Origin of the sequence: Dietzia sp. oral taxon 368, assembly GCF_002999155.1 — a bacterium.
Taxonomy (GTDB): Bacteria; Actinomycetota; Actinomycetes; order Mycobacteriales; family Mycobacteriaceae; genus Dietzia; species Dietzia cinnamea.
On sequence record NZ_CP027238.1, the window covers coordinates 1263797 to 1288235 of the forward strand.

The 24439-nt window shown below is 69.3% G+C and carries 23 protein-coding genes; 8 read left to right on the top strand and 15 right to left on the bottom strand.

Going from position 1 to position 24439, the window contains the following annotated elements; genetic code table 11:
• Positions 1 to 145: 145 nt before the first annotated feature.
• Positions 146 to 856 carry a GntR family transcriptional regulator gene (locus C3V38_RS05965; protein WP_007627198.1) on the top strand — a complete coding sequence of 237 codons (711 nt, stop codon included), beginning with the start codon at positions 146 to 148 and terminating at the stop codon, positions 854 to 856.
• 253 nt (positions 857 to 1109) lie between these two features.
• On the opposite strand, the gene fadD5 is transcribed toward C3V38_RS05965, so the two are convergent.
• The 5 genes from fadD5 to C3V38_RS05990 all read right to left on the bottom strand — a co-directional run bounded on the left by fadD5 (position 1110) and on the right by C3V38_RS05990 (position 7423).
• Positions 1110 to 2693, bottom strand: a complete 1584-nt coding sequence (fadD5, locus tag C3V38_RS05970; RefSeq protein WP_007627197.1) for a fatty-acid--CoA ligase FadD5 — start codon at positions 2691 to 2693, stop codon at positions 1110 to 1112.
• Positions 2694 to 2752: 59 nt separating this feature from the next.
• Entirely contained in the window at positions 2753 to 3544 is a 792-nt protein-coding gene (locus C3V38_RS05975; protein ID WP_007627195.1) for an enoyl-CoA hydratase-related protein, read from the bottom strand.
• A complete protein-coding gene (locus C3V38_RS05980; RefSeq protein WP_174705796.1) occupies positions 3541 to 4527 on the bottom strand; it encodes a nitronate monooxygenase family protein in 987 nt (328 codons plus the stop codon). The genes C3V38_RS05975 and C3V38_RS05980 overlap by 4 nt, the downstream gene beginning before the upstream one ends.
• A 313-nt stretch (positions 4528 to 4840) precedes the next feature.
• A complete protein-coding gene (locus C3V38_RS05985; protein WP_007627192.1) occupies positions 4841 to 5920 on the bottom strand; it encodes an oxygenase MpaB family protein in 1080 nt (359 codons plus the stop codon).
• 6 nt (positions 5921 to 5926) lie between these two features.
• Positions 5927 to 7423, bottom strand: coding sequence for an aldehyde dehydrogenase family protein (locus tag C3V38_RS05990; RefSeq protein WP_007627191.1), 1497 nt, complete (start codon positions 7421 to 7423; stop codon positions 5927 to 5929).
• 134 nt (positions 7424 to 7557) lie between these two features.
• Between C3V38_RS05990 and C3V38_RS05995 the strand changes: the two genes are divergently transcribed.
• Genes C3V38_RS05995 through C3V38_RS06005 form a run of 3 tightly spaced genes read left to right on the top strand, consistent with a single transcriptional unit; the run spans position 7558 to position 9974 of the window.
• Positions 7558 to 8700 carry an acyl-CoA dehydrogenase family protein gene (locus C3V38_RS05995; RefSeq protein WP_007627190.1) on the top strand — a complete coding sequence of 381 codons (1143 nt, stop codon included), beginning with the start codon at positions 7558 to 7560 and terminating at the stop codon, positions 8698 to 8700.
• Between the two features lie 45 nt (positions 8701 to 8745).
• Positions 8746 to 9123, top strand: a complete 378-nt coding sequence (locus C3V38_RS06000; RefSeq protein WP_007627189.1) for a DUF4334 domain-containing protein — start codon at positions 8746 to 8748, stop codon at positions 9121 to 9123.
• A gap of 50 nt (positions 9124 to 9173) precedes the next feature.
• Positions 9174 to 9974 carry an LLM class F420-dependent oxidoreductase gene (locus C3V38_RS06005; RefSeq protein WP_061228349.1) on the top strand — a complete coding sequence of 267 codons (801 nt, stop codon included), beginning with the start codon at positions 9174 to 9176 and terminating at the stop codon, positions 9972 to 9974.
• 190 nt (positions 9975 to 10164) lie between these two features.
• Here C3V38_RS06005 and C3V38_RS06010 read toward each other — a convergent pair whose 3' ends face one another.
• The 5 genes from C3V38_RS06010 to C3V38_RS06030 form a co-directional block, all read right to left on the bottom strand.
• Positions 10165 to 10389 carry a hypothetical protein gene (locus C3V38_RS06010; protein WP_007627187.1) on the bottom strand — a complete coding sequence of 75 codons (225 nt, stop codon included), beginning with the start codon at positions 10387 to 10389 and terminating at the stop codon, positions 10165 to 10167.
• A 6-nt stretch (positions 10390 to 10395) separates the two neighbouring features.
• On the bottom strand, positions 10396 to 11331 hold the full coding sequence (locus tag C3V38_RS06015; protein WP_106385294.1) for a carbohydrate ABC transporter permease: 936 nt from the start codon (positions 11329 to 11331) through the stop codon (positions 10396 to 10398).
• An 8-nt stretch (positions 11332 to 11339) separates the two neighbouring features.
• The gene (locus C3V38_RS06020; RefSeq protein WP_061228351.1) at positions 11340 to 12326 is read right to left on the bottom strand and encodes a carbohydrate ABC transporter permease; all 987 of its coding nucleotides are present in this window, start codon (positions 12324 to 12326) and stop codon (positions 11340 to 11342) included.
• 100 nt (positions 12327 to 12426) lie between these two features.
• Complete coding sequence (locus tag C3V38_RS06025) at positions 12427 to 13695, bottom strand: ABC transporter substrate-binding protein (protein WP_007627184.1); 1269 nt, start codon at positions 13693 to 13695, stop codon at positions 12427 to 12429.
• Between the two features lie 240 nt (positions 13696 to 13935).
• The gene (locus tag C3V38_RS06030) at positions 13936 to 14991 is read right to left on the bottom strand and encodes an ABC transporter ATP-binding protein (protein ID WP_061228352.1); all 1056 of its coding nucleotides are present in this window, start codon (positions 14989 to 14991) and stop codon (positions 13936 to 13938) included.
• A 206-nt stretch (positions 14992 to 15197) separates the two neighbouring features.
• On the opposite strand from C3V38_RS06030, the gene C3V38_RS06035 reads away from it, so the two are divergent.
• Complete coding sequence (locus C3V38_RS06035) at positions 15198 to 17342, top strand: PhoX family phosphatase (protein ID WP_061228353.1); 2145 nt, start codon at positions 15198 to 15200, stop codon at positions 17340 to 17342.
• Between the two features lie 171 nt (positions 17343 to 17513).
• Here the strand turns inward: C3V38_RS06035 and C3V38_RS06040 are convergent, their stop codons facing one another.
• Complete coding sequence (locus C3V38_RS06040; RefSeq protein ID WP_061228354.1) at positions 17514 to 18353, bottom strand: alpha/beta fold hydrolase; 840 nt, start codon at positions 18351 to 18353, stop codon at positions 17514 to 17516.
• Between the two features lie 131 nt (positions 18354 to 18484).
• Between C3V38_RS06040 and C3V38_RS06045 the strand changes: the two genes are divergently transcribed.
• The 3 genes from C3V38_RS06045 to C3V38_RS06055 all read left to right on the top strand — a co-directional run bounded on the left by C3V38_RS06045 (position 18485) and on the right by C3V38_RS06055 (position 20940).
• Positions 18485 to 18970, top strand: coding sequence for a MarR family winged helix-turn-helix transcriptional regulator (locus C3V38_RS06045; RefSeq protein ID WP_061228355.1), 486 nt, complete (start codon positions 18485 to 18487; stop codon positions 18968 to 18970).
• Between the two features lie 86 nt (positions 18971 to 19056).
• Positions 19057 to 19755 (top strand): SDR family oxidoreductase, encoded by a 699-nt coding sequence (locus tag C3V38_RS06050; protein ID WP_061228356.1) that lies wholly within the window; start codon positions 19057 to 19059, stop codon positions 19753 to 19755.
• Positions 19756 to 19869: 114 nt separating this feature from the next.
• Positions 19870 to 20940, top strand: a complete 1071-nt coding sequence (locus tag C3V38_RS06055; RefSeq protein WP_061228357.1) for a 2-dehydropantoate 2-reductase — start codon at positions 19870 to 19872, stop codon at positions 20938 to 20940.
• Between the two features lie 4 nt (positions 20941 to 20944).
• Here C3V38_RS06055 and C3V38_RS06060 read toward each other — a convergent pair whose 3' ends face one another.
• From C3V38_RS06060 to C3V38_RS06075, 4 genes are all read right to left on the bottom strand, one after another.
• On the bottom strand, positions 20945 to 21226 hold the full coding sequence (locus C3V38_RS06060; protein WP_061228358.1) for an Lrp/AsnC family transcriptional regulator: 282 nt from the start codon (positions 21224 to 21226) through the stop codon (positions 20945 to 20947).
• Positions 21227 to 21386: 160 nt separating this feature from the next.
• Positions 21387 to 22382, bottom strand: a complete 996-nt coding sequence (locus C3V38_RS06065) for a phosphotransferase family protein (RefSeq protein WP_371412144.1) — start codon at positions 22380 to 22382, stop codon at positions 21387 to 21389.
• A gap of 23 nt (positions 22383 to 22405) precedes the next feature.
• Positions 22406 to 23629, bottom strand: coding sequence for an acyl-CoA dehydrogenase family protein (locus tag C3V38_RS06070; protein WP_106385296.1), 1224 nt, complete (start codon positions 23627 to 23629; stop codon positions 22406 to 22408).
• A 30-nt stretch (positions 23630 to 23659) separates the two neighbouring features.
• Entirely contained in the window at positions 23660 to 24337 is a 678-nt protein-coding gene (locus C3V38_RS06075; RefSeq protein ID WP_106385297.1) for an HAD family phosphatase, read from the bottom strand.
• Positions 24338 to 24439 lie beyond the last annotated feature (102 nt).

Sequence of the window (24439 nt, forward strand, 5' to 3'; positions counted from 1 at the left end):
GAGCGAGAGATGTTTCACGTGAACCCTTCTCGGCGGTGGGTGGATGCCCCGCCCCCGGCGAGGTAGTGTGAGCCACTACAGATATATTTGATTTAGATCATCGGTCTCGGCGCTCCGGGTGGGTGCCCTTCTCTCGTGGAATGAGGTGGCGGACGTGGCCCCCACACGACTCGGCCAGCGCCCGCAGCTCTCCGAGGAGGTCGCCGACCACGTGCGGACTCGGATCATGAGCGGCGATGTCCGCCCGGGGTCCTTCATCCGGCTCGACGAGACCGCCTCCGCACTCGGGGTGAGCGTGACCCCGGTCCGGGAGGCACTACTCACCCTGCGCGGCGAGGGCCTCGTCGATCTGGTGCCGCGGCGCGGCTACCTGGTCTCGCCGATGAGCCGCCAGGACATCGAGGACATCTTCTGGCTCCAAGCGGAACTCTCCAAGCGCATCGTCGACCGGGCCATCACCCGCTACGACGCGGAAACTCTCGAGTTCCACGGTCGTCTGATCGACGAATTCGAGAAGGCATCCGCGTCAGATGACACCGACGGCGTGGTGCACGCCCAGTACGCGATCCACCGGTGCCTCAACCGGGCTTCCCGCTCGGACAAGCTGTCCCGGTTCCTGTCCAACGCCGCCCGCTACATGCCCTACCGGCTGTACGCGGACGACCCCGAGTGGCGTGCGGGCGCACTGACGGACAACCGCCGCATGCTCGAGGCGCTGCGTGACGGCGACGTCGAGACGGCCCACGAAGTGGTGGACGCCGAGTTCACCGGTGGCGCGAGTCTGCTCATCGCCCATCTCGAGCGAGCGGGCGTGTGGGACGACGAGCGCGCACCGGAACTCGACCCCGAGCACTGAGTCCCACTTCAGTGATCGGTCCGTCCGCACTCTCCACCTCAGATCGGTTTGAACAGGATGCGGTGGGTGGCCGTCCGAACCGTCCGGGGGAGTTCGTCGGGCCGCGTGCGAACTCCACGGGATTCCGAGTTCATCCCGGAACGGTCGCTGCAGGAAGCCGGTGGTCGCGCACCTGTGGATCCGGCCCGACGATAGAGCTGGTGAGCACTTCCCTGCTCTCCCGGAGTGGTCGGACGGGAGCCGGGACACCAGCTCAGACGCCCACGGTGCCGTGCTCGGAACGCAGTGTGCCCTTGACGACCTTGCCGCTGGCGTTGCGGGGGAGTTCGTCGACGTGGACCAGATGCTTGGGGAGCTTGAAGCCGGTGAGCTTGTCCCGCAGCCACTCGCTGAGCTCCTCGAGGGTGAGATCGGCAACGCCGTCCTCCACGTTCTGGGCGACCACTGCGACGGGGACCTCGCCCCACCTGTCGTCCTTGCGGCCGATCACCGCGACCTCGCGGATCCTCGGGTGCCCGGCGATGATGTTCTCCACCTCGGCGCAGTAGATGTTCTCGCCGCCGGAGATGATCATGTCCTTCTTGCGGTCCACCACGTAGACGAAGCCCTCGTCGTCCATGCGGACCAGGTCGCCGGAGTGGAACCACCCGCCCTCGAAGGCCTCCGCCGTCTCCTTGGGCTTGTTCCAGTAGCCGGACATGGTGGTGGGACCGCGGTAGACGATCTCACCCGGGCCGACGAGCTCGCCGAAGGCGTCGACGACGCGGGCCTGGAGGGTGGGGATGACCTTGCCGACGGAGCCGATCTTGCGGATCGCGTCATCGCCGTCGAGGGCACAGGTGATGGGGCTCATCTCGGTCTGGCCGAACACCGCGCAGTTCAGGGCGTCCGGGAAGGTCTCGGCCATGGCGCGCAGGATCGTGTCGGTGGACGGGGCCGCGCCCCAGGAGATGGTGCGCAGCACCAGGCTGCGCGGGCGGGCCTGCTGCTCGGCACAGACGGCCTGCCACTGCACGGGGACGAGGAAGATGCTGGTGATGTGCTCGGCCTCGAGGGTGTCCAGGACCGCTGCGGGGTCGAAGGCCTGCAGCGGGTGGACCACCGTGACGCCGCCGAGTTGGAGGCTCGGCGCGATCGAGCCGAGCGCCGCGATGTGGAACATCGGGGCGGCGCACAGTGCGCGCCCGTCCTCCTCGAACAGTCGGAACACCCGGATGCAGGTCAGGGACTGCGCCGTGAGGTTCTCGTAGGAGAGCATCGCGCCCTTGGGGCGACCCGTGGTGCCCGAGGTGTACATGATGAGCGCGGTGGAGTCCTCGGGGACGTCGACGGGCTCGTGCGGCTGGCCCTCCTCCGCGATCGCGTCCGCGTACGTGGTCTGGTCGGGCGTCCCCGGTTCACCGCCGATGACGATGTGGTGGCCCGGCTCCTCGCCCTGGGCGCGGATCGCGCCGACGAGCGGGGCGAGCATCGCGTCGGTGATGACGCCCTTCGGCGTGCAATCGCTGACCAGGTAGGCGAGCTCGCCGGGGGTGAGACGGAAGTTCACCGGGACCGCGATGGCACCCAGCTCGTTGATGCCCAGGACCGCCTCGACGAACTCCGGGTTGTTGAGCGTGATGAGCATGACCCGGTCGCCCCTGCCCACACCGCGGCGGGCCAACGCGTCGGCGAAGCGGTTGCTGCGGTCGTGCAGCTGGGACCACGTGGAGGTCTGGCCGAGGAACCGCAGCGCCTCGGCGTCGGGCTGCATCTCGGCGTGGGTGGCGACCCACGTGTTCCAGTTGTTGCGACGTGCCGCGTGGAGTTCGGCGATGGGATCCGTGGCGGTGGTCATGATCTCGGCCTTTCGTAGGGCGGTGGGTGACGGGAGGGGCAGGTGACAGGAGGGACGGTTCAGGAGAAGTTCGGGCGCCGTTTCTCGAGGATCGAGGACACGCCCTCGGCGAAGTCGGGGGAGATCAGCAGCTCGCACTGGCCCTCGTGTTCCCTGGCCAGGGCCGCGTCCAGCTCGGCGAGCGTGGCCCCGGTGACGGCCCTCTTGGTCAGTTCCAGGGCGCGGCGCGGACCCCGGGCCAGTCGGCGGGCGAGCTTCGCGGCGGCGGGCTCGAGGTCCGCGGTCGGGTGGACCTCCATGGCCAGTCCGACGTCGTGGGCCTCCGCGGCGGAGACGGCGTCGCCACGCAGCAGCATGCGCGAGGCGATCGATCGTCCGACGGCCGCGGGCAGCAGCACGCTGGCGCCGCCGTCGGGCATGAGTCCGATGTTGGTGAACGCGAACAGTAGGTAGGCGTCCTCCGACATGAGGACGAGGTCGGAGGCCAGCGCGAGCGAGACGCCCACCCCGGCCGCCGGGCCGGTGACGGCGGCGATTACCGGGACCGGGGCCGTGAGGACCGCGCGGACCAGTGCGGCGGCCCCGGCCATGGTCGCGTCGGGGCTGGGCGCGTCCGCGCCGGCGTCCTTGATCGCCTGCAAGTCAGCTCCGGTGGTGAACGCCCCGCCCTCCCCTGAAAGCACGATGACCCGGGTGCCCGGATCGCTGCCGTGTTCGATGATGAGCTCGGTCAGCGCGGTGACGGTGGGGTGGTCGAGCGCGTTCATCCGGTCGGGCCGGTTGATACTGATCGTGGTCACGCCCAGGTCGTCATGGTCGACCTTGATGGCGTCACGTCCGGTCGCGGTCATCGGACCGTCTCCCCCGCCTCGACCATCCCGGCCAGCCTGCCGGTGATGATCTCCTCAGCCTCGGCCATCATCCGGTCGACGAGCTCCGCCGCGGTGGGTACGTCGTGGATCAGACCCTGACACTGGCCGGCGCTCCAGATGCCCGCGTCCAGGTCGCCGTCCTCGAAGACCTTGCGTCCGCGGGCTCCGGCGACGAGGTGCTGGATGTCGGAGAACTCGGCACCCTCGGCCTCTTTCGACACGACCTCGGCGGAGACGGCGTTGGCGGCCACCCGCGCGGTGTTGTGCAGTGTCCGGAAGATCAGCTTCGTGTCGAGCTCGGTGTTGGCCACGATCTGTTGTTTGACCTGCTCGGCCACCGGCGACTCGGCCGTGCACATGAAGCGGGTGCCCATGTTGGCGCCGTCGGCTCCCAGCGCCAGTGCTGCCACCATGCCGCGGGCGTCGGCGATCCCGCCGGAGGCGAGGATCGGGATGGACAGCCTCGCCGCCGCGGCAGGGATGAGCACCAGGCCGGGGACGTCGTCCTCCCCCGGGTGGCCCGCGCACTCGAAGCCGTCGATCGACACCGCGTCCACACCGAGCTGCTCGGCCTTGATCGCGTGGCGGACCGAGGTGCACTTGTGGATCACCTTGATGCCGGCCTCGTGGAACACCGGTAGGTGGTCCTTGGGATTGGACCCGGCCGTCTCGACGATCTTCACGCCCGACTCGACGATCGCCTGCCGGTACTCGGCGTACGGGGGCGGAGAGATCGCGGGAAGGATCGTGAGGTTGACGCCGAACGGCTGGTCGGTCATCTCCCGGCAGCGCGCGATCTCCTTGACCAGGTCCTCGGGCGTGGGTTGGGTGAGTCCGGTGATGATCCCCAGCGCGCCGGCCTCGGACACGGCGGCGGCGAGTTCGGCGCGGCCGACCCACATCATGCCGCCCTGGACGATGGGATGACGGACGCCGAACTCCTCGGTGAATCGGGTGCGGATCACGGCTGGACCTCCTCGTAGGTGCCACCGGAGGTGGCCTCAGGACTTGGCACGGGCGACTGATCCCTTCTGCAACCGACCGCGATGACGTCGTCCCTCCAGAACGACCATGGATCCGATCACATATATGTGTAAGTGTCGCTACGCGATGCCCACTGTAGCCGGTGTTGTCAAGATCACACCGTGTTCCACCTAACCCGGAAAGCGCACCCATGTGCCCCTCACGCCCTCGTGGGTCACGCACCCTCTCCGGGCATCGGGTTCGGCGTCCCGACGTGCGGAAATCGCGGGGCGCGGCGGCAGTTCCGCCGGGTTAGGCGGCTCCGGTGGAGCCGGCGGCTGGAGCGTGCACGACCGGGCAGGCGACCACCCGGTCGCGCGGCTGGATGGGGCAGGCCCCCAGGTCGGCGGGACGGTAACCCTCCGGGTATCCCGGGTACGTCCGGTTCTCGGTCCGACGGGACCCGAGCTCGCGGCGGCGGACCGGCAGCCACCGCACAGCCTTCGACCGCATCCGCAGCGCCGCGTAGGCGGCCTCGCGGAACGCCGGAGGAGGCCACGGGAAGCCGAAGGCGCGGGTCATGTCGTCGTCGATCAGCGCCTGCACGACCTTGCGGACCACCGGCCGGGCCGGCTCCGGGTACCAGGAACACATGAGATCGAGCGTGTACGTCCCGATGAGCTCGTTGGTCCGGGCGTAGCGCATGGTGCGCGCCTCGTAGTCGTCCCGCCAGCGCCGGAACTCCCCGATGTCCTGCGGGATCCCCTTGATCTTCATCCGCTCCCCGACTGCGCGGTAGAAGTGGAACGCCGCGAGCCGTTCGTTCGGATGCAGACGCCGCCAGCCGTTCGCATCGATCCACTCGAGCGGTTCGTAGATGAACGTCGACAACACATAGAGCATGTCGTCATTGGTGATCTCGTACATCGCGTGTTGGCGGTTGATCACCCGCAGCGCCTCCTTGCCGCGGGGCGAGTCGTACCCGTGCTCGACCAGCTCCACCATGAGCAGCGCGGTGTCGTCGTACCGCTTCTGCGGGTGATCGCGGAAGTTGCCCGCCTGCTCCAGGACCGCCGACACCGAAGGGATGCAGTAGGTCCGGTACAGCGCCAGCTCGAGCGCCCGCTGATAGTCCCACGGGAACTCGTACGCGGAGGTGATGCGGTGGATCTCCGCCGCGTCCGCCACCGGATCGAGAGTCGCGATGAGATCACGCCAGTACCAGCGCCCGGGCCTGAACGGGACCCCTGCCGTGAGCGGGTGGTCGACGGCGGAGTCGGCGACGAGGTCGGCCGGGATCGGTCCGAACACCCCGGGCACGGCGGACCGCTCGGTGGCCGCGGCCCTCGTCGTCGTCGTCATCTCCTCGGTTCTCTCGGAGGTGGCGGTCATCTCACCTCACATCCTTCCCTGGACGTTCGCGAGCATCCACTTGACGATCTTGATGTCACGCGGCTTGCGGGTCATGGTCATGAGGTTCAGCGGGGCCGCGAACTTCTGCGCGGTGATGGCCTTGGGGCGGGCGAACTCGCGCAACCCGTCGGCGCCGTGGATACGGCCGAAGCCCGAGTCACCCGAACCGCCGAACGGCAACGCCGGGATACCGGCGAACGCGAGGAACGAGTTGACCGACACCATGCCCACGTCCAACTTCTCCGCGAGGGCCAGCCCCCGCTTCTTGTTGCCGGTGAAGATCGAACCGCCGAGGCCGTAGCTGCTGGCGTTCGCCTTCTCGATCGCCTCCTCCAGGTCCGCGACAGGGTTGATCACGACGGTGGGGCCGAAGGTCTCCTCGGTGATCGCGGACGAGTTCTCGGGGACGTCGACCAGGACGACCGGCTCGATGATCTTCTCGCCGACGGAGTCCTCGCCGCCGAGTACGGCCCTGCCCCCCTTCGCGAGTGCGTCCTTGACGTGCCTGCGGACGATGTCGACCTGTGCCGGCAGCGTCATGGGCCCGTAGCTGGAGGAGATGGAGTTGCCCGGGGTGAGCGCGCGGACCTTGGCCGTGAACTTCTGGACGAACGCGTCGTGGACGTCCGAGTGGACGTAGATCCGCTCCACGCCCGCGCAGGTCTGGCCCGCGTTGCCCATGGCGCCGAAGACCGCCTGGTCGGCGGCCGCGTCGAGATCCGCGTCCGAGTCGACGAGCAGGGCGTCCTTGCCACCGCCCTCGATGACGACCGGCGTGAGCGTCTCCGCGCAGGCGGCCATGACCTTGCGGCCCGTCGCGGCGGAGCCGGTGAACGCGAGCTTGTCCACGCCCGCCCGGCACAACGCCGCACCCGTCGAGCCGTCACCGGTGATCGTCTGGATGAGCGGCTGGGAGGCGCCCAGGGAATCCCACACCTCCGCCAGCCACACGCCAACACCCGGCGTGAGCTCGCTGGGCTTGAACACCACCGCGTTGCCCGCGGCCATGGCGTAGGACAGCGTGCCCATCGGGGTGAACGCGGGGTAGTTCCACGGGCCGATCGCGCCGACCACGCCGTAGGGCTGATATTCCACGTAGGCGGCCTGGTTGCTCATGAGCAGCCCGGCCGAGACGGAGCGCCGTCGCAGGACCTTGTCCGCGTTCTTGGCCGCCCACTCCAGATGGCTGACGGTGAGCATGACCTCGAGGGTCGCGTCCTCGTCCGGCTTCCCGGTCTCGGCGGAGATCAGGGACGCCAACTCCTCGGCCCTGGACGAGATCGCCCGCTTGTACTCCAGCAGCCACTCACGGCGACCCCGCGGACCCTGGTTCGCCCACCAGCGGGCCGCGGCACGCGCACGCTCCACGGCGAGGGCGACCTCCTCGGGACCGGCGACGGGGTACTCCGCGAGGACGGTGCCGTCGCGGGGGTCCAGGCTCGCGAACGTGGGGCCGGTCTTGCTGGGCTCGGTTGTCGTCATCTGAGGTCCTCTCGCTTCCGATCACATATATTTGATGTAGCGTGCCGTGATACGGGCCACAGTAGTCCAGTGTGCACCCAACCGACACCCCGTGACAGATACCGGGGCAGCCACACAGAAAAACGAGGCGAGAAGTGTTCGACATCCTCACCGAAGAGCAGCGTGACTTCGCCAAGTCGATCGATGACTTCTGCGCGCGCGAGGTCGGCGGCGTCGAGAAGCGACGCGAGCTCACCACCGAGGGCGGCACCCACTCGCCGCACATCTACTCCAAGATGGCCGAGCTCGGATGGTTGGGGCTGACCGTCCCCGAGGAGTACGGCGGCTCCGACGTCGGTGCCGTCGAACTGTGCCTCCTGCTCGAGCACTCCCTGCGCGGCCTCGCCCCGATCGGCGGCATCGGCCCCACCCTCATCACGGCCGCCGCGTACCAGAAGTTCGGGACCGAGGAGCAGCGCAGGCGCGCCCTCGAGCTGGTCGTGAACGGCGGGACCCTGTCCATCTCGATGTCCGAGCCCGGCGCCGGGTCCGACGTCGCCGCCCTGCGCTGCAAGGCCGAGCGCGACGGCGACGACTGGGTGATCAACGGGCAGAAGACCTGGTGTTCCAACGCCCACTTCGCCGACCGCATCCTGCTCGTCGCCCGCACCGACTCGTCGGGCAAGAAGCACGAGGGCATCACGATGTTCGACGTGCCCGCGGACATCGAGGGCCTGCAGATCACCGGGATCGAGACCATGGGCGGCAAGGAGGTCAACGACCTCTACTTCACCGACGTCCGCCTGCCCGCCGACTCCGTGATCGGAGAGGTCGGCGGCGGCTGGGCGCAGCTCATGACCGGGCTCAACACCGAGCGCCTCATCCTCGCCGCCATGCAGCTCGGCGTGGCCCAGCGGGCGTTCGACGACTGCCTGACCTTCATCAAGGAGCGCGAGCAGTTCGGCCGCCCCGTCGGCTCCTTCCAGGTGCTCCGCCACCGTATGGCCGACCTCGCCACCGAGATCGAGGCCACGCGCCTGCTCGTCTACGCGGTCGCCAGGAAGGTCGACGAGGCCGACCCCACGGCCCTGTTCCCGCGTGAGGCCTCCATGGCCAAGCTCAAGGCGTCCGAGCTGAGCAAGCGGGTCACGCTCGAGTGCATGCAGTCCATGGGCGGGTACGGGTACGCCACCGAGTACGGGATGGAACGTCTGGTCCGCCAGGCGGTGGTCTCCACCATCTACGGCGGCACCAACGAGGTCCAGCGGGACATCATCGGCAAGACGCTCGGCCTGTGAGCACCGCCGGTACAGCCGGGGCGGCCGGGACCGCAGGGACCGCGGGTGTCGCCGCGCGACGACATCGCGGGCAGCCGCTGGAAGGGCATCGGCCTGGACACCGGGCACCCCATGTTCGGCATGCTCGGGCAGATGCGCTGGTGGGGCAAGGACTTCACCGAGGCCCGCAAGGTGGACCCGATCCTCGTCACCGACGACTCCGGTGAGGTCGTGCCGGACACCTCGGCGACCGGCGGGGGCGGGGCGTCCCTGTGGGAGGTCTCCTTCCGCGGCCGCCCGACCGCCTCCATGGTGTACGACCGCCTGCCGGTGATCGACCACTTCGCCGTCGTCGGACCCGACACCCTCCTCGCGGTGATGAACGGGCGCCGCACCGTGCACGAGGGCGAGCACTTCTGGTTCGTCCTGGAGCGCGAGCGCTGAGACGCACGGGCCGGGTGCGCGGGGCGGCGCCACGCCCCACAATGGGGCGCATGACCCCGAACCCCACGCGCCCGGTCCGCATCGCCGTCCAGCTCCAGCCGCAGCACTCGCCGGACTACGGACTGATCCGGGACGCCGTCCGACGCTCCGAAGACGCGGGCGTGGACGTGGTCTTCAACTGGGACCACTTCTTCCCGCTCTACGGTGATCCCGACGGCGCCCACTTCGAGTGTTGGACGATGCTGGCCGCGTGGGCCGAGCAGACCGAACGCGTCGAGATCGGCGCCCTGGTCACCTGCAACACCTATCGCAACCCCGACCTGCTCGCCGACATGGCCCGGACCGTCGACCACATCTCCGGCGGCCGCCTCATCCTGGGCCTGGGCAGCGGATGGTTCGAGCGGGACTATGCCGAGTACGGCTACGAGTTCGGCACCAAGGGCTCGCGGCTCGACGACCTCGGGCACTCCCTCGAGCGGATCGAGCAGCGCTTCGCCACGCTCACCCCCGCCCCGACGAGGGACATCCCCGTGCTGCTCGGTGGCGGCGGTGAGAAGAAGACCCTGCGACACGTGGCCCGCCACGCCGACATCTGGCACTCGTTCGTGGACGTGGAGACCTACCGCCACAAGTCGGAGGTGCTCGCCGGGCACTGCGCGGACGTGGGGCGCGATCCGGGCGAGATCGAGCGGTCGACGGAGATCGGCGGGGCCAGCTCACCCGACGAGGCGAAGCGGCTCGCCGAGGACCTGCACGCCGAGGGCGTCACCCTCTTCACGGTCGGGCTCAACGGCCCCGACTACCCGCTGGACCTGGTCGAGTCGCTGGTGGCCTGGCGCGACGGCCGCTGACTCGGCGCTGACCCTGCCCGTCGGCGCCGAGCCTGCCCGTTGGCGCTGGAAATCCGCTACTTGGATTCCGAATCCGCTATCCCGATCGGCGTAGCGAATCCGCATTCCGAGTAGCGGATTTCGGGTTGGGAGGGAACCGGGCGGGCCGGGCGGGCTGGGGCGGGCGCGTGTCGGCGCAGACCGCGGCGGGTCAGCCCCGCTTGACCGCCCGGTCGACCCGGCGCCACGTCCGGTAGGTGTACCACGACGCCACCAGCATGAGCACCAGCACGAGCGAGGCGAAGATCGACGGTCGCCCGGTGAGGATCAAGCCCACCGCGTTGACCAACGCCAGCACGGTGAAGAACCCGACGAACCCGCCGATGACCTCCAGCCGCTGCCGGGCGCCCAGGGCGTCACCGCCGCTCCGAGCCACCGCCGATCAGCTCTTCAGGCCGCCGGCGGTGAGGCCGGAGATGATCCGTCGCTGGAAGATCAGCACCATGATCACCAGCGGCACGGTGACGAGCGCGCCGGCGGCCATGATCGCCGCGTGCGGCGGCAGGTACGGGTTGACCCCGGAGAACCGGGCGATCGCCACCGTCACGGGCTCGGTCGCGGTCGTGGACAGCTGCTGCGAGAGCACGAACTCGTTCCACGTGATGATGAACGCCAGGATCGCGGTGGTGAACAGGGCCGGCGCGGCGAGCGGAAGGATGATCTTGATGAACGCCTGGCCGCGGGTCGCACCATCGACGCGGGCAGCCTCCTCCAGCTCCCACGGCAGGTCGTTGAAGAACGACGTGAGCGTGTAGATGGTCAGCGGGAGCGCGAACGAGATGTTGGGGATGATGAGCGCCTGGTAGGTGCCGATCCAGCCGATGTCCGTGAACAGCTGGAACAGCGGCGTGACCAGGGCGACGCCGGGGAACATCGACGCGGCGAGGATGAGGCCGGTGACGAAGAATTTGCCGCGGAAGTCGACCCGGGCGAGCGCGTAGGCGGTGAACACGCCGAACGTCAGGGCGAGCGCGGTGGTGACGGAGCTGATGATCACCGAGTTGATGATCGCGCCCAGGAAGTTGTTGCCGCCGTCCGTGGACAGTGCCTCACGGAAGTTGTCCAGCGTGACGTTCGACGGCAGCGGGCTGGCGGAGAACACGAACCTGTTGTCGCGGAACGCCGTGACGAGCATCCAGTAGAACGGCGCGAGCCCCCAGATGAGGATGAGCAGGGCGCCGACGTAGGTGCCCGCGGTGCGGCCGAGGGGCTTGCGCGGGGGCTTGAGGTCCCGGTCGTCGGGACGTCGGTGGGGGCCGGAGGTCGACGACGACGAGGTGGTCGTCGGCGTGGCCGGCGAGGTGCTGTGGTCAGGCACTCGGTGGCTCACCGGATCTCCTCCTTCTTGCCTGTGCGATCTTCCACGACGTTCGCGCCGAGGAACTTCACCATGATGTACGCGACGGCGAAGACCAGCAGGAACACGAGTGTCGAGATCGCGGAGGCGCTGTTGAAGTTGCCCATCCTCATCTCGTTGACCACGAGCATGGACACGGTCGCGGTGGGCGAGTTGGAGTTCGCCGAGACCAGGATGACGGGCAGGTCGTACATGCGCAGCGCGTCGAGCGTGCGGAACAGGATCGCGACCATGAGCGCGGGCCGGACCAGCGGCAGGGTGATGCGGACGAACTGCTGCCACCGGGAGGCGCCGTCGACGCGGGCCGCTTCATAGACGTCACCGGGGATCATCTGCAGTCCGGCCAGGATGAGCAGGGCCATGAACGGCGCGGTCTTCCACACGTCGGCGACGATGATGGCCACACGGGCGTAGAAGGGGTCGGTGGTCCAGGCGATGTTCGTGCCGAGGATCGTGTTGGCGATGCCGTTGGGATCGAAGATGAACGCCCACAGCTTGGCGGTGACGGCGGTGGGGATCGCCCAGGGGACGAGCACCGCGGCCCGCAGGAGGGAGCGGCCCCAGATGCTCTTGCCCATGATGACGGCCATCGCGAAGCCGAGCACGGTCTCGAGCGAGACCGTGGTGACCGTGAAGAACAGGGTGTTGCCCATGGCGGGCCAGAAGTCGGTGGCCGAGACGCCGTCGGGGCAGGTGACGGTGCCGCCGCCGGGGGCCGGGCACGCCTGCGTGAGCCAGTAGAGGTAGTGCTGGAAGCCGGCGAACCCGCCGGAGGTGAACATCCCGGTGGCGGGGTCGAGCCCGCGGTCGGCCATGAAGGACAGGTACACCGCGCGGACGATCGGGTAGCCGATCACCACCGCGAGGATGATCAGGGCGGGGCCCACCATCCACACCGGTCGCCAGTCGAATCTCTTCGCCACCAGCGGAGCCTGGGACTTCTCGCTCGTCGTCATCTCGCCGCTTCCTCGCCGGGTGCGCCACACCCTGTCAGGGAGACCGCTGGGCCCCGGGCTCGCACCCGGGGCCCATCGGCCGTTGTTCAGAGAGGGCCCGTCACTGAGCCTGTTCGATCGCGGCGCTCATGTCGGTGAGCGCCTGCTCGACGGTCTTCTCGCCCTTCAGGGCCGCGAAGGTGTTGTCCTGGATGGCCTTCGACAGAGCCGGGTAGAACGGCGAGACCGGGCGCGGCTCGGCGTTGTCCAGGGCGGCCTTGAGGGCCTCCATGTACGGGAACTGCTCCTGCAGCGCGGCGTCGTCGTAGATCGAGGACAGCACCGGCGGGAAGGACTCCTGCGCGAAGCCCATCTGGACGTCCTCGGAGATGAGGAACTCGAGGAACGCCTTGGCCGTGGCCTTGTTCTCGGAGTAGACGTTGATGCCGTTGTTGTAGCCGCCGAGCACGGACTTGCCCGGACCGTCCGGGCCGAGGATCGGCGCGACGTCGAACTTGTCCACGACCTCCGAGGTCGGGTCGGTCTGGCCCGAGTCGTACATGTACGGCCAGTTGTAGGCGTACATGGTGCGGCCGCCCAGGAAGGCCTGCGCGGTCTGCTCCTCCGTGAAGCTGTCGGACTTCATGGCGACGACGTCGTTCTTGTACGCGTCGACCAGGGCCGTGAGGCCGGCGCGGGTCTCCTCGCTGTCCAGCTCGGGGGTCTGGCCGTCGTCGCCGACGATCCTGCCGCCCCAGCTGTGGATGAACTGCGTGGCCGCGACGGTCAGGCCCTCGTACTGCTTGAGCTGCAGGTTGACGCAGTCGATGGCGGCCTCGACGGCAGCGCCGCAGGACTCGACGAGCTCGCCCCAGTTGGCGGGGGCCTCCGGCTGCAGGTCGGTGCGGTAGTAGAGCAGCTGCGCGTTGGTGTTCTGCGGCACCGCGTAGAGGGTGTCGTTGTAGGTCGCCGAGTCGACGGCGGCCTCGATCAGCCCGCTGGTGTCGACCTCGGTCTCACCCTCGATCGGCTGGAGCCAGCCGTTGGCCGCGAAGTACGCGGTGTCGGTGACGTCGAGCGCGAACACGTCGTACTCGCCGCTCTCCGTCTGCAGCGACTGCACGAGGGTGTCGCGCTGACCGTCCTGCTCGGCGGGGAGCTCGTGGAGGGTGACCTCCTGGTCGGGGTTCTCCGCGTTCCACTGTTCGATGACGGGGCGCAGCTTGTCCGTGTCGTTGCTGCCCATCGCGAAGGTGATGGGGCCGACGCCGGAGGTGCCGGAGCTCGCCTGTTCGCTGTCCTCCCCGCCCCCGGAGGAACAACCCGCGGCGACCACCGCGACGATGGAGGCGGCCGTCGCCGCCTTGAGGAACCTGCCGTGAACGGCCATGCGCTCTCTCCTACTGTCGTGTCTCGACTCCCGTCGGCGCGCGCCGAGGGGCAGCTGATCGACGTCGACTGTGACGCGGATCTCACTGAGGACCTGCTGAGCGTAACCCACACGACGGCGGCGGCGCGGGACCACGGCGATCATCGGCCGCGTCGCTCGCTCCCGCCGTCACGTGGGGTTCACGCAGGCGAGGTCACAGCGTTAACTGTAACAACAACAGATGTTGCGCCGCTTGACGGTTCAGCGGAGGCGGTCGCCGGTCTCCACGTCGAAGAAGCGCACCTCGCCGTCGAGCGCCTCGAGGTACACGGTGTCGCCCTTGCGCGCGTGCTCGCCGGACCCGGCGCGGTACACCACGGGGTGGCCGTCGGCGGTCGAGCAGTGCAGGTAGCTGTCCGCGCCGAGCTCCTCCACCAGCACGACCGTCACCTGCAACCCGTGACCGTCCTCGGCGATCCGCAGGTGCTCGGGCCGCACGCCCACCGTGACCCGCGGACCCGACCCGGCCGGCACCGGCTCGCGGAAGCCCTCGAGGTCCACCGCCCCGTCGGCCACGGGCGCCTCGAAGAGGTTCATCGACGGCGAGCCGATGAACCCGGCGACGAACGCGTTGACCGGGTTGTTGTACAGCTCCCGCGGGGTGTCGACCTGCTGGAGCACCCCGTCCTTGAGCACCGCGACGCGGTCGCCCATCGTCATGGCCTCGACCTGGTCGTGGGTCACGTAGATCATCGTGGTGCGCAGGTCCCGCTGCAGCTTGGCGATCTGCGCACGCGTCGCTACGCGGAGCTTGGCGTCGAGGTTGGACAGCGGCTCGTCCATGAGGAAGACCTGCGGGTTGCGCACGATCGCCCGGCCCATCGCCACACGCTGCCGCTGACCACCGGAGAGTTCCTTGGGCTTGCGGTCCAGGTACGGCACCAGGTCGAGCATCTCCGCGGCGGTCTGGACCCGCTCGGCGATCTCCTGCTTGCTCGCCTTGGCCAGCTTGAGCGCGAAGCCCATGTTCTCGCGGACCGTGTAGTGCGGGTACAGCGCGTAGTTCTGGAACACCATCGCGATGTCCCGGTCCTTGGGTTCCGTGCCGGTGACGTCCTTGTCGCCGATGAGGATGCGGCCGGCGGCCACGTCCTCGAGACCGGCGAGCGCGCGCAGGGTGGTCGACTTGCCGCAGCCGGAGGGCCCGACCAGGACGAGGAACTCGCCGTCGGCGATCTCCAGGTCCAGCCGGTCCACGCTGCGCCGCGCGGCCCCGGGATAGACGATGGACACGTTCTCGAAGGTCACCGAGGCCATGAGCGGGTCTTTCCCTTCACCGGCAGGAACGTGCCGGACGATCCGAGATAGAGGGTGGACACGACGACTGTAGCGGCCCGCGCCGGAGTTCACCGGCACTGCGCCCACAGTTCATCCGGACGTTCACCGGGCGCGTCCGTCCGGTGGTTCTGCGCACCTAGCGTCACAGCGTCCGTTGAGCCGTAGATGTCTTCAGGGAGACTCGAATGTCCGTCCGCCGCCTGCTTCCGATCGCCACTCCGGGGATCTCCAACCGCCAGCACGTGACCTGTGTGTACAAGTGTGGAGACCAGTGCGCCGCCCCGGTGCCGAACACCTCCGACAACGCCTACTTCGGCGACATCGCCACCGAGATCAGCCGCCGCGGGGCGCTCAAGGCCGCGGGCGTCGTGGCGCTGGCGGTGGGAGCCGCGCAGGCCCTGCCCGCGACCGCCGCCGCGCAGGGTTCCGCGGCCACCGGCTCGCTCGGGGCCACCGGCTCGACCGGCGGCGCCGCGATCGACACCGGATTCACCCCGGTCGCGCCCAACAAGGCCGACGCTGTGACCGTCCCCGAGGGCTACTCCAGTGACGTCGTGATCCGCTGGGGCGACCCCGTGCTGCCCGGCGCCCCGGAGTTCGACTTCGAGAACCAGACCGCGGCCGCCCAGGCCATGCAGTACGGCTACAACTGCGACCTCGCCGTGATGTTCCCGATGGACGACCGCGACGGCCGCTACCTGCTCACCGTCAACCACGAGTACACCACCGAGCCCACGATGTTCCGTGGCTACGACTCCGCGAACCCCACCCGCGAGCAGGTCGAGATCGCATGGGCCGCACACGGGCTGACCGTCGTCGAGCTGGCCACCCGCTCCTCCGACGGCGGCCTCGACCCCGTCATGGGCTCCTACAACCGTCGCATCACCGCCACCACCCCGTTCGAGCTGCGCGGTCCCGCCGTCGGCCCGCTCACCCGGACCACCGCCGACCCGACCGGCACGCGCGTCCTGGGCACGCTGAACAACTGCGCGGGCGGGCACACCCCGTGGGGCACCGTGCTCTCCGGCGAGGAGAACTTCAACCAGTACTTCGGCACCTCCGGTTCGGTCACCGACACCGAGCGCCGCGCGCAGCTGAGCCGCTACGGCATCAGCGTCTCCCCCTCCGGCCGGCTGTGGGAGCGGTTCGACGACCGCTTCGACCTGGCGAAGGAGCCCAACGAGGTCAACCGCTTCGGCTACGTCGTCGAGGTCGATCCCTGGGATCCCGACTCGACGCCGGTCAAGCACTCGGCCATGGGCCGCTTCAAGCACGAGGGCGCGAGCATCCACGTGACCGCCAACGGGACCGTCGTGGCCTACTCCGGTGACGACGAGCGCTTCGACTACCTCTACAAGTTCGTGTCCAGCCGCCGCATCGTCCCCGGTAACACCCGGGCCGCGCGGGCCCAGAACATGCGGATCCTCGACGAGGGCACCCTCTACGTGGCCACCTTCTCCGGCAACTCGCCCGCGTCCGAGATCGACGGCTCGGGCACGCTTCCGTCCGACGGCGCGTTCGACGGTTCCGGCACCTGGATCCCGCTCATGACCGTCAACGCCGACGGCAAGGCCGTCTCTCACGTCGAGGGCATGACGCCCGAGCAGGTCGCCGTGCACACGCGTATGGCGGGCGACCGCGTCGGCGCCACCAAGATGGACCGGCCCGAGGACGTGGAGCCCAGCCCGACCACCGGCAAGGTGTACATGGCGCTGACCAACAACTCCCAGCGCGGCGGCACCGGCCGGGCCGCGGCCGACGAGGCCAACCCCCGGCACAACAACAAGCACGGTCAGGTCGTCGAGATCACCGACGACCACGAAGGCACCACCTTCGGCTGGAACCTGCTGCTCGTGTGTGGTGATCCCGCCGAGGCCGATTCCTACTTCGGCGGCTTCGACAAGTCCAAGGTCAGCCCGATCTCGTGCCCGGACAACGTCGCGTTCGACCCCGCCGGCGGACTGTGGGTGTCGACGGACGGCAACGCGCTCGGCTTCAACGACGGCCTCTACTCGGTGGCCACCGAGGGGTCGAACCGCGGCGAGACCAAGCTGTTCCTCACCGTCCCGATCGGGGCGGAGACCTGCGGTCCGCTGGTGTTCAAGGATCGCGCGATCGTCAACGTCCAGCACCCGGGCGAGATGGACGGCGCGTCGATCGAGAACCCGGCCTCGCACTGGCCCGATGGCGGCGACTCCCAGCCGCGCCCGTCGACGGTCGTGGCCTGGCGCGACGGCTTCTCCGGCGGCACGGGCTCGCTCGGCTCGGGTTCCCTGGGCGGGGGTTCCCTGGGCTCGGGGTCGCTGCCGACGGGCTCGCTCGGCCGCTGACCCCACTCGGCCGCTGACCCCGCCGCGCCCCGGAGCGTAGGCCTCTGACCCTGCGCACCGGGGCGTAGGCCGCCGTCGAGAAGACCGTTTCGCACATTTCCACTCGGACAATGCGGGGCAAACGCTCTTCTCGACGGGCCGGCGGACAGGCGGGCAGGCGGGCGGCGCGGCTTACCGCCCGGCGGGTGCGCCCGCGTTCGCGACCGCCGGTGCCGCGCCCGTGTACGCCAGTCCGCGCTCGGCGCAGGCCGCGATCGACGCGGCCACGCCCTCGGGGTCGTCGGACATCGGCACGTGCCCGTCGGCGGTGATCTCCACCTTCGCCTGCGGGAACAGCCGCGTGGCGAGCTTGATCTGACCGACCGGTAGGACCATGTCGAACCGGCCCCAGCGGATGGTGATGGGGAGGTTCTCGTCGACGGGCGCGGAGAACAGGAAGGTCCGGCGGTCGGCCCGGTCCAGCACGGTGTTGGACACGATCGCCTCGCTGTCTATCGCGGCGGCCTCGGCGGGGTACCGCCACGGGCGGGCGCAGAACACCGCCATCATCACCGCGCGTCCGGCGGCCCGCTCGGTGAGGGCGGGGATGTGCCGGCCGAGTCTGCCGGCCGCGCGTCGGAGGCTGCGGAAGACGGTGATCGTGTAGCGCCACTCGGCGTGCGAGCGGAAGAACCCGGCGGGCGAGAGCGCGGTGACGCTGCTGGCCAGCCCGCGCGCGCCGAGTTCCAGCGCGAGGAAGCCGCCGAGGGAGTTGCCGGCGATGTGCGGCCGCTCGCCGGCCGGGACGACCGCCTCGATCAGGTCGACGAGCTCACCGACGAAGTGGTCGAGCACGTCCCCATCGTCCGGCAGGTCGGCGGAGCGTCCGTGTCCGGGCAGGTCGACGACGACCACGCGGAACCGGTCGGCGAGCAGCGGCACCACGGCGTCCCAGGCGTGCGCGCGGTGGCAGACGCCGTGGATGAGGACGATGGTCGGTCCGGATCCGGTGATCTGGTGATACAAACCCATGCCTTCAGTGTCCACCACCACACGCCCCCCCACCAGTGCCTCGACGTGACGCCCCACGGCGGGAGAGGAAGGGCTTACATTCGGTGCCGCGAGGCTCCCGGGGGGGAGCCGGTCTCGAGGGGGCTGGGGTCATGGTGACGACGACGAGGGAACCGGACACCGGTGAGGTCGGGCCCGCTCTGGGTCTCGCCGAACAGTTCCGGCCCATCCTCCTCCGGCTGGACCTGCTGGTCCGCCGGCAGAGCACCCAGTACGCGCTGAGTAGAGCGCAGACGTCGATACTGCACACCCTGGCCTGCCACGGGCGGCTGCGCATGACGGACCTCGCCCGTCTCGAGAACGTGCGGGTGCCGACCACCAGCAACTCGGTGAGCGTCATCGAGGCCATGGGGTACGTCGAGCGCGAGCCCGACGAGTCGGACCGGCGTGGTGTCTGCGTTCGTCTGACGGACCTGGGCCGTGCGCGCATCGAGCAGGTGCTGGCAGACCGCGACCGCGACTTCGCCGAACACCTGGGGCGGCTGACCGGCGAGCAGCGTGAGCTGCTGTCGGCGGCGGTGCCCGCCTTCAACGCCCTCCTCGACGCCTTCGACGCCGACTCCGCCGGACCCGCCTGAACCCACCTGGCCCCCGCCCGACGCACGGCCCCCGCCTGGACCCGCGCGGCCCACTCCCCCGCCTTGCCCGACTAGCCTCGGCGGGCATGAGCACAGTCGTCATCACCGGCGCCTCCCACGGGATCGGGGCGGCGACCGCCCGCGCCCTGGCCGGCAGCCACGACCTGGTCCTGGTGGGCCGCGACGCCGACGCGCTGCGGGCCGTCGCCGCCGACTGCCGCTCCGCACACCCGGGCGACCGCCGGGCCGTGGAGATCGTCGAGGCAGACCTCACGACCGCCGACGGGGTCGCCCGCGTCGCCGACGGCGTCAGCACGCTCGACGGGCTCGTCCACTGTGCCGGGGTCGCCGATCTCGGCCGGATCGAACACACCGACGCCGAGCAGTGGCGCCGGGCGTTCGAGGTCAACGTGCTGGCCGTGGTCGAGCTGACCCGGTCACTGCTCCCGGCGCTGCGCGCGGCACGAGGACACCTCGTCGTCGTCAACTCCGGCGCGGGGACCACCGCCAAGCCCGGCTGGGGCTCCTACAGCGCCTCCAAGTTCGCGCTGCGCGCCGTCACCGACACCCTCCGCGGCGAGGAGCCCGACCTGCGCGTCACCTCCATCCACCCCGGCCGCGTCGACACGGACATGCAGCGCGCGATCGTCGCGCACGAGGGCGGCACCTACGACCCCGGCGCCTACCTCAGCGCCGACTCCGTGGCCACCGCCGTCCGGCACGCGTTGGAGTCGACCCCCGACGCCCACCCCACCGAGGTCGTCCTGCGACCCCGGCCCCGCTGACGCCCGCCGGCCACCCCCTTACGCGCCGCGCCCACCCCCTCGCGCTCTTTCCGCACGCCCGCGTGCCGCGAACGCCTGCCGCGCGGCCGTGCGTGTCGTAACGTCTGCACCACCATGACCAGCCCCGATTCCCCTCTGCGGATCACCGTGATCGGCGCGGGCGTGGTCGGTTGCTACCTCGGCGGCCGGCTCGCCCGCCACGCCGACGTGACCCTCGTCGGGCGACCCCACGTCCTCGACCCCATCCGTGAACTGGGCCTCACCGTGGAGGCGGGCGGCAACGAGGGCGGCCGCCTGCACGTCCCCGCCGACATGCTCACCCTGGCCACCACGCCGGACTCGGTCCGCCGCGCCGACGTCGTGCTGGTGTGCACCAAGGCCGGTCAGACCGCCGCCGCCACCGCGGAGTTCGCGCCGCTCCTGCGCCCCACCACCCTCGTGGTCGGGCTGCAGAACGGGCTGCACTCCGCCGACCTCATCCGCGAAGGCGTGGACTCCGCGCCGGTGATCGCCGGGGTCGTGCCGTTCAACGTCGCGCGCACCGGGCCCGCCACCTACCGCCGCACGTCCACCGGTGAGATCCGGATCGCCGAGCACCCGAGGCTCACCCCACTGCTGCGCACGGCCGCCGAGGCCGGCCTGCCGCTGCGTCCCACCGACGACATCCAGGCCGTCCTGCACGGCAAGATCCTCATGAACCTCAACAGCGCCGTCCAGGCCCTCTCCGGCCTGCCGCTGCGCACCGAGCTGCTCGACCGCGACCTGCGGTGTTGCGTCGCACTGTGCCAGGCCGAGGCGAACCGGGTGTTCACCGCGGCCGGCGTGGTGCCCCGGGTGCCGCTCGCCGTGCCCGCGGGCGCCCTCCCGATCGTGATGCGCCTGCCCACCCCGCTGTTCCGCCGACTCGGTCGGGCCGTGATGCGGGTCGACGCCGACGGCACCTCGTCCATGAACGACGACCTGCTGCGCGGCCGGCCCACCGAGATCGACGTCCTGCAGGGCAAGGTCGTGAAGATGGCCCGTCAGCTCGGACTATCGGCGCCGGCCTGCGAGCGGATGGTGGAGCTGGTGCGCGAGGCGGAAGCCGACGGCGAGAACCGCCGTCGGTGGGGTGGCCCCGACCTGCTCGCCGAGTTGCAGCGCGCGCGGCGCCGGGCACGCCGGCTCGCCCGTTCCAGCAGATGAGCGGTCAGTCCTCGTAACCGATCGAGAACGCGGCCTCGAGGTCATGCTTGGACTGGGTGCGGAACGCGATGTGCGTCTCGGTGTCCAGCACGCCGGGGACCTTGTTGAGGCGGTCGGAGACGATGTCGGCGATCTCCTCGTTGCGCCGCGCCCGGACCAACACGATGAGGTCGATGGTGCCGGTGACGGAGTACACCTCTGACACGCCGTCGATCTCGGCGATGGCGGAGGCGACCTCGGGGATCCGCGCCGTCTCGGCGTGGACGAAGACGATTGCGGTGATCATGGGCCCAAGGCTAGTGCAGTCGAGCGGCCAAGGGGCGGCGGTGTCCGGTGCGAAAACCTCCGGATGGTGGAGCGGCGAACCGCACGGGCCCACTCCTCCGACCGGAGGCCTTCGCTCAGCCGGGGTCAGCTTCTCGAGCCGCGAACGACCCTCCCGTGGATCAGATCTCGCCTGCCTCATCGAGCACCGCATGAGCGCAGGCGACGAGTTCATCGACCGCCTCCGCCGGGATCTGACCCATCGCCGTGAGGTTGCGCGGATCGTCGAGCTGGCGCCGTCGCACCCCCTCGAGGATGATCGCGAGCTTCCACAGTCCGAGGCCATGCCAGAAGGGCAAGTCCGAAACGTCACGTCCTGACACCTCGGCGTAGTGCTCGACCAGCTCGGTCCGTGTTGCGAAGCCCGGCAGGGTCGAGGCGTCGAAGCGCATCGTCGGCGGGTCTCCCTCTTGGGGCCAGTAGGCCAGCAAGGTGCCGAGGTCGGCGAGCGGGTCGCCGAGGGTGGCAAGCTCCCAGTCGAGGATCGCCCGCACCTGCGCGTCATCCGGGTCGATGATGATGTTGCGGAGGTGACTGTCGCCGTGGACGAGGGCGACTTCGCCAGGCGCCGGCTCCAGCGCGTGCAAACGGGTCGTCAACCGATCCAGTTCGCCCAGCTCGCGGGTGCGGGACAGCTCCCATTGACCAGCCCACCGACGCAGCTGCCGCGCGGCGTAGGGCTTGCGGCTCGCGAGGTCGGCGAGACCGACTTCCTCCAGATCGACAGCGTGAATGCGTGCCAGGGTCTCCGCCAGAGACAGCCCCACGGCGTGCCGAGCAGCCGCGGAGAGCCGCTCCGCATCCGCTCGATCATCGAGCACGAGCCCGTCGACGAAGGACACGACGAGTACCGGACGGTCGGCGACCGCCGGGTCCTCGCACAATCCGTGGACGACAGGCAAGGGTACCCGCGTGTCCTGGAGAGCCGAGAGAATCCGGTGCTCCCGCGCGACATCATGCGCGGAGGCGAGGATCTCGCCCATCGGTGGACGGCGTAACACCAACCGGCGGCCCCTGACGTCTGTCGCCAGGTAGGTCAGGTTGGACTGACCCAAACCCACACGTTCGTAGGTCAACGGCTGCTCGACCTCCACTCGCTCGGCGAGCCACTCCGTCATCGCCTCCGTGTCGATGCCCTCGATCACTTCTTCCGCCCCCACTCGGGATCGCGGCGACGGTACTCGCGACGCGCGATGGTCATCTTGTGCACCTCGTCCGGACCATCGGCGAGACGCAGGGTGCGCATATTGGCGTACCAGAGCGCGAGAGGGAAGTCGTCGCTCACGCCGCCACCGCCATGCACCTGGATGGCGCGGTCGATGACCTTCAACGCGACAGCTGGGGCCGCGACCTTGATCGCGGCGATCTCCGTGCGCGCCACCTTGTTGCCGACGGTGTCCATCATGTGTGCCGCCTTCAGGGTGAGCAGGCGGGCCATCTCGATCTCGATGCGCGATTCGGCCACCCAATCCATGATGTTGGCCCGGTTGGCCACCGGCTCGCCGAACGTCACCCGCGACTGTGCGCGGTCGATCATCAGGTCGAGAGCACGCTCGGCCACACCGATCGCTCGCATGCAGTGATGGATACGACCCGGGCCGAGTCGTGCCTGGGAGATCATGAAGCCATCCCCCTCGCCGGCGAGAAGAGCGGAGCGGGGCACGCGCACATCGGTGAACGTCACCTCCGCATGACCTTCCCGATCCATGTACCCGAAGACCGGGAGACCGCGTTCGATCTTCACTCCCGGGGTGTCGAGGGGGACCACCATCATCGACTGCTGCCGGTGAATGGGGGCGTCTGGGTCGGTTTTGCCCATGACGATCATGACCTTGCAGTTCTTGTGCAAGGCGTTGGAGGTCCACCACTTGCGGCCGTTGATGACGTACTCGTCACCATCGCGCTCCATGCGGGTCTCGATGTTGGTCGCGTCGGAGCTCGCGACGGCGGGCTCGGTCATCGCGAAGGCGGAGGCCATCTCGCCGGCGAGCAGCGGCTTGAGGTACTTCTCCTTGTGCTCGTCGGTGCCGAAGAGGGTGAGCACCTCCATGTTGCCGGTGTCCGGGGCGTTGCAGTTGATGGCCTCGGGGGCGATCTCGAGGCTGCGGCCGGTGATCTCGGCGAGGTGCGCGTACTCGAGGTTGGTCAGGCCCGGCCCCCACTCCGGATGCGGGTGGAAGAGGTTCCACAGACCCTGGCTACGAGCCTCGGCCTTGAGGTCCTCGAGCACCTGCGGCTGGTGGTTCGCATCGTTTGATGCACGCATCTGCTCGTGGTAGACGCTTTCCGCGGGATAGACGTGCTCTTCCATGAAGGTGAGGAGACGGTCGCGGTAGTCCTGTCCGCGATCGCTGAGTTCAAACATCGTGGTGGTCCTTTTCTGATGGCGTGCCGGCTACTCGCCGGCGACGGATGGGGCAGGAAGGTGCAAGAGGTCGTGAACGACGCCGATCGTCTCTTCGGCGGTTCGGTGGAGAATGCCGGTGATCCCCAAACGGGCAGCACCGACGAGGTTGTGCTCGAGGTCGTCGACGAGGAGGCACTCATCTGGTGCCACACCGAGCCGAGCACACGCGATGCGGTAGATCTCGCGTGATGGTTTACGTACACCCACCTGAGCGGAGATCACACTGACATCGAAGAGTTCGTCGAGGTCGATGCGGGAATAACAATCCCGACCGAGGGAGTTGGAGACGAGCGCCACCGGTACGCCAGCGGCACGAATCCGGCGGACCATGTCGATCATCGGCAGGTCCAGCTCGAGGTGGGCGCCCAGGCTGGCCAGCAGCCCCCGCGCCTCGACCTTTCCCCCTGCCTCGACAAGGGCTGCCGCGAACGCATCCTCGAAACCCTCATCATCCAGCTGTCCCACCTCGTGCTGCACCAGCGCACAGCGTGCCCCTTCATGGGTGCCGAGCACACCAAGCGCCTGACTCGGTTCGAGTCCGGCGTCTTCGGCGATTCCACGGAAGGCTGAACCCAGCGGGACCGTGAGCACTCCCCCGTAGTCGATCAGAAGTGCCCGCACATGGCGCTCGGCGGACGGGACTGGCTCCGGAGACATTGACGTCATAGCGTGGCTCCTTCACGTTTCATGTGGCTACAGGTATACTTGAACCCTGATTCGCCTTCAAGTCTTTGGCGACCTTTGCCTGAGGAGTGACCATCTCCAGCG

Coding starts and splice junctions, on each gene's coding strand:
- C3V38_RS06020 (WP_061228351.1), bottom strand. CDS start 12,326: ATGACGACGAGCGAGAAGTCCCAGGCTCCGCTGGTGGCGAAGAGATTC.
- C3V38_RS06050 (WP_061228356.1), top strand. CDS start 19,057: ATGAGCACAGTCGTCATCACCGGCGCCTCCCACGGGATCGGGGCGGCG.
- C3V38_RS05975 (WP_007627195.1), bottom strand. CDS start 3,544: ATGACCGCGACCGGACGTGACGCCATCAAGGTCGACCATGACGACCTG.
- C3V38_RS06045 (WP_061228355.1), top strand. CDS start 18,485: ATGGTGACGACGACGAGGGAACCGGACACCGGTGAGGTCGGGCCCGCT.
- C3V38_RS06030 (WP_061228352.1), bottom strand. CDS start 14,991: ATGGCCTCGGTGACCTTCGAGAACGTGTCCATCGTCTATCCCGGGGCC.
- C3V38_RS06075 (WP_106385297.1), bottom strand. CDS start 24,337: ATGACGTCAATGTCTCCGGAGCCAGTCCCGTCCGCCGAGCGCCATGTG.
- C3V38_RS06005 (WP_061228349.1), top strand. CDS start 9,174: ATGACCCCGAACCCCACGCGCCCGGTCCGCATCGCCGTCCAGCTCCAG.
- C3V38_RS06025 (WP_007627184.1), bottom strand. CDS start 13,695: ATGGCCGTTCACGGCAGGTTCCTCAAGGCGGCGACGGCCGCCTCCATC.
- C3V38_RS06035 (WP_061228353.1), top strand. CDS start 15,198: ATGTCCGTCCGCCGCCTGCTTCCGATCGCCACTCCGGGGATCTCCAAC.
- C3V38_RS06060 (WP_061228358.1), bottom strand. CDS start 21,226: ATGATCACCGCAATCGTCTTCGTCCACGCCGAGACGGCGCGGATCCCC.
- C3V38_RS06065 (WP_371412144.1), bottom strand. CDS start 22,382: ATGACGGAGTGGCTCGCCGAGCGAGTGGAGGTCGAGCAGCCGTTGACC.
- C3V38_RS06055 (WP_061228357.1), top strand. CDS start 19,870: ATGACCAGCCCCGATTCCCCTCTGCGGATCACCGTGATCGGCGCGGGC.
- C3V38_RS06070 (WP_106385296.1), bottom strand. CDS start 23,629: ATGTTTGAACTCAGCGATCGCGGACAGGACTACCGCGACCGTCTCCTC.
- C3V38_RS05990 (WP_007627191.1), bottom strand. CDS start 7,423: ATGACGACAACCGAGCCCAGCAAGACCGGCCCCACGTTCGCGAGCCTG.
- C3V38_RS06040 (WP_061228354.1), bottom strand. CDS start 18,353: ATGGGTTTGTATCACCAGATCACCGGATCCGGACCGACCATCGTCCTC.
- C3V38_RS05985 (WP_007627192.1), bottom strand. CDS start 5,920: ATGACCGCCACCTCCGAGAGAACCGAGGAGATGACGACGACGACGAGG.
- fadD5 (WP_007627197.1), bottom strand. CDS start 2,693: ATGACCACCGCCACGGATCCCATCGCCGAACTCCACGCGGCACGTCGC.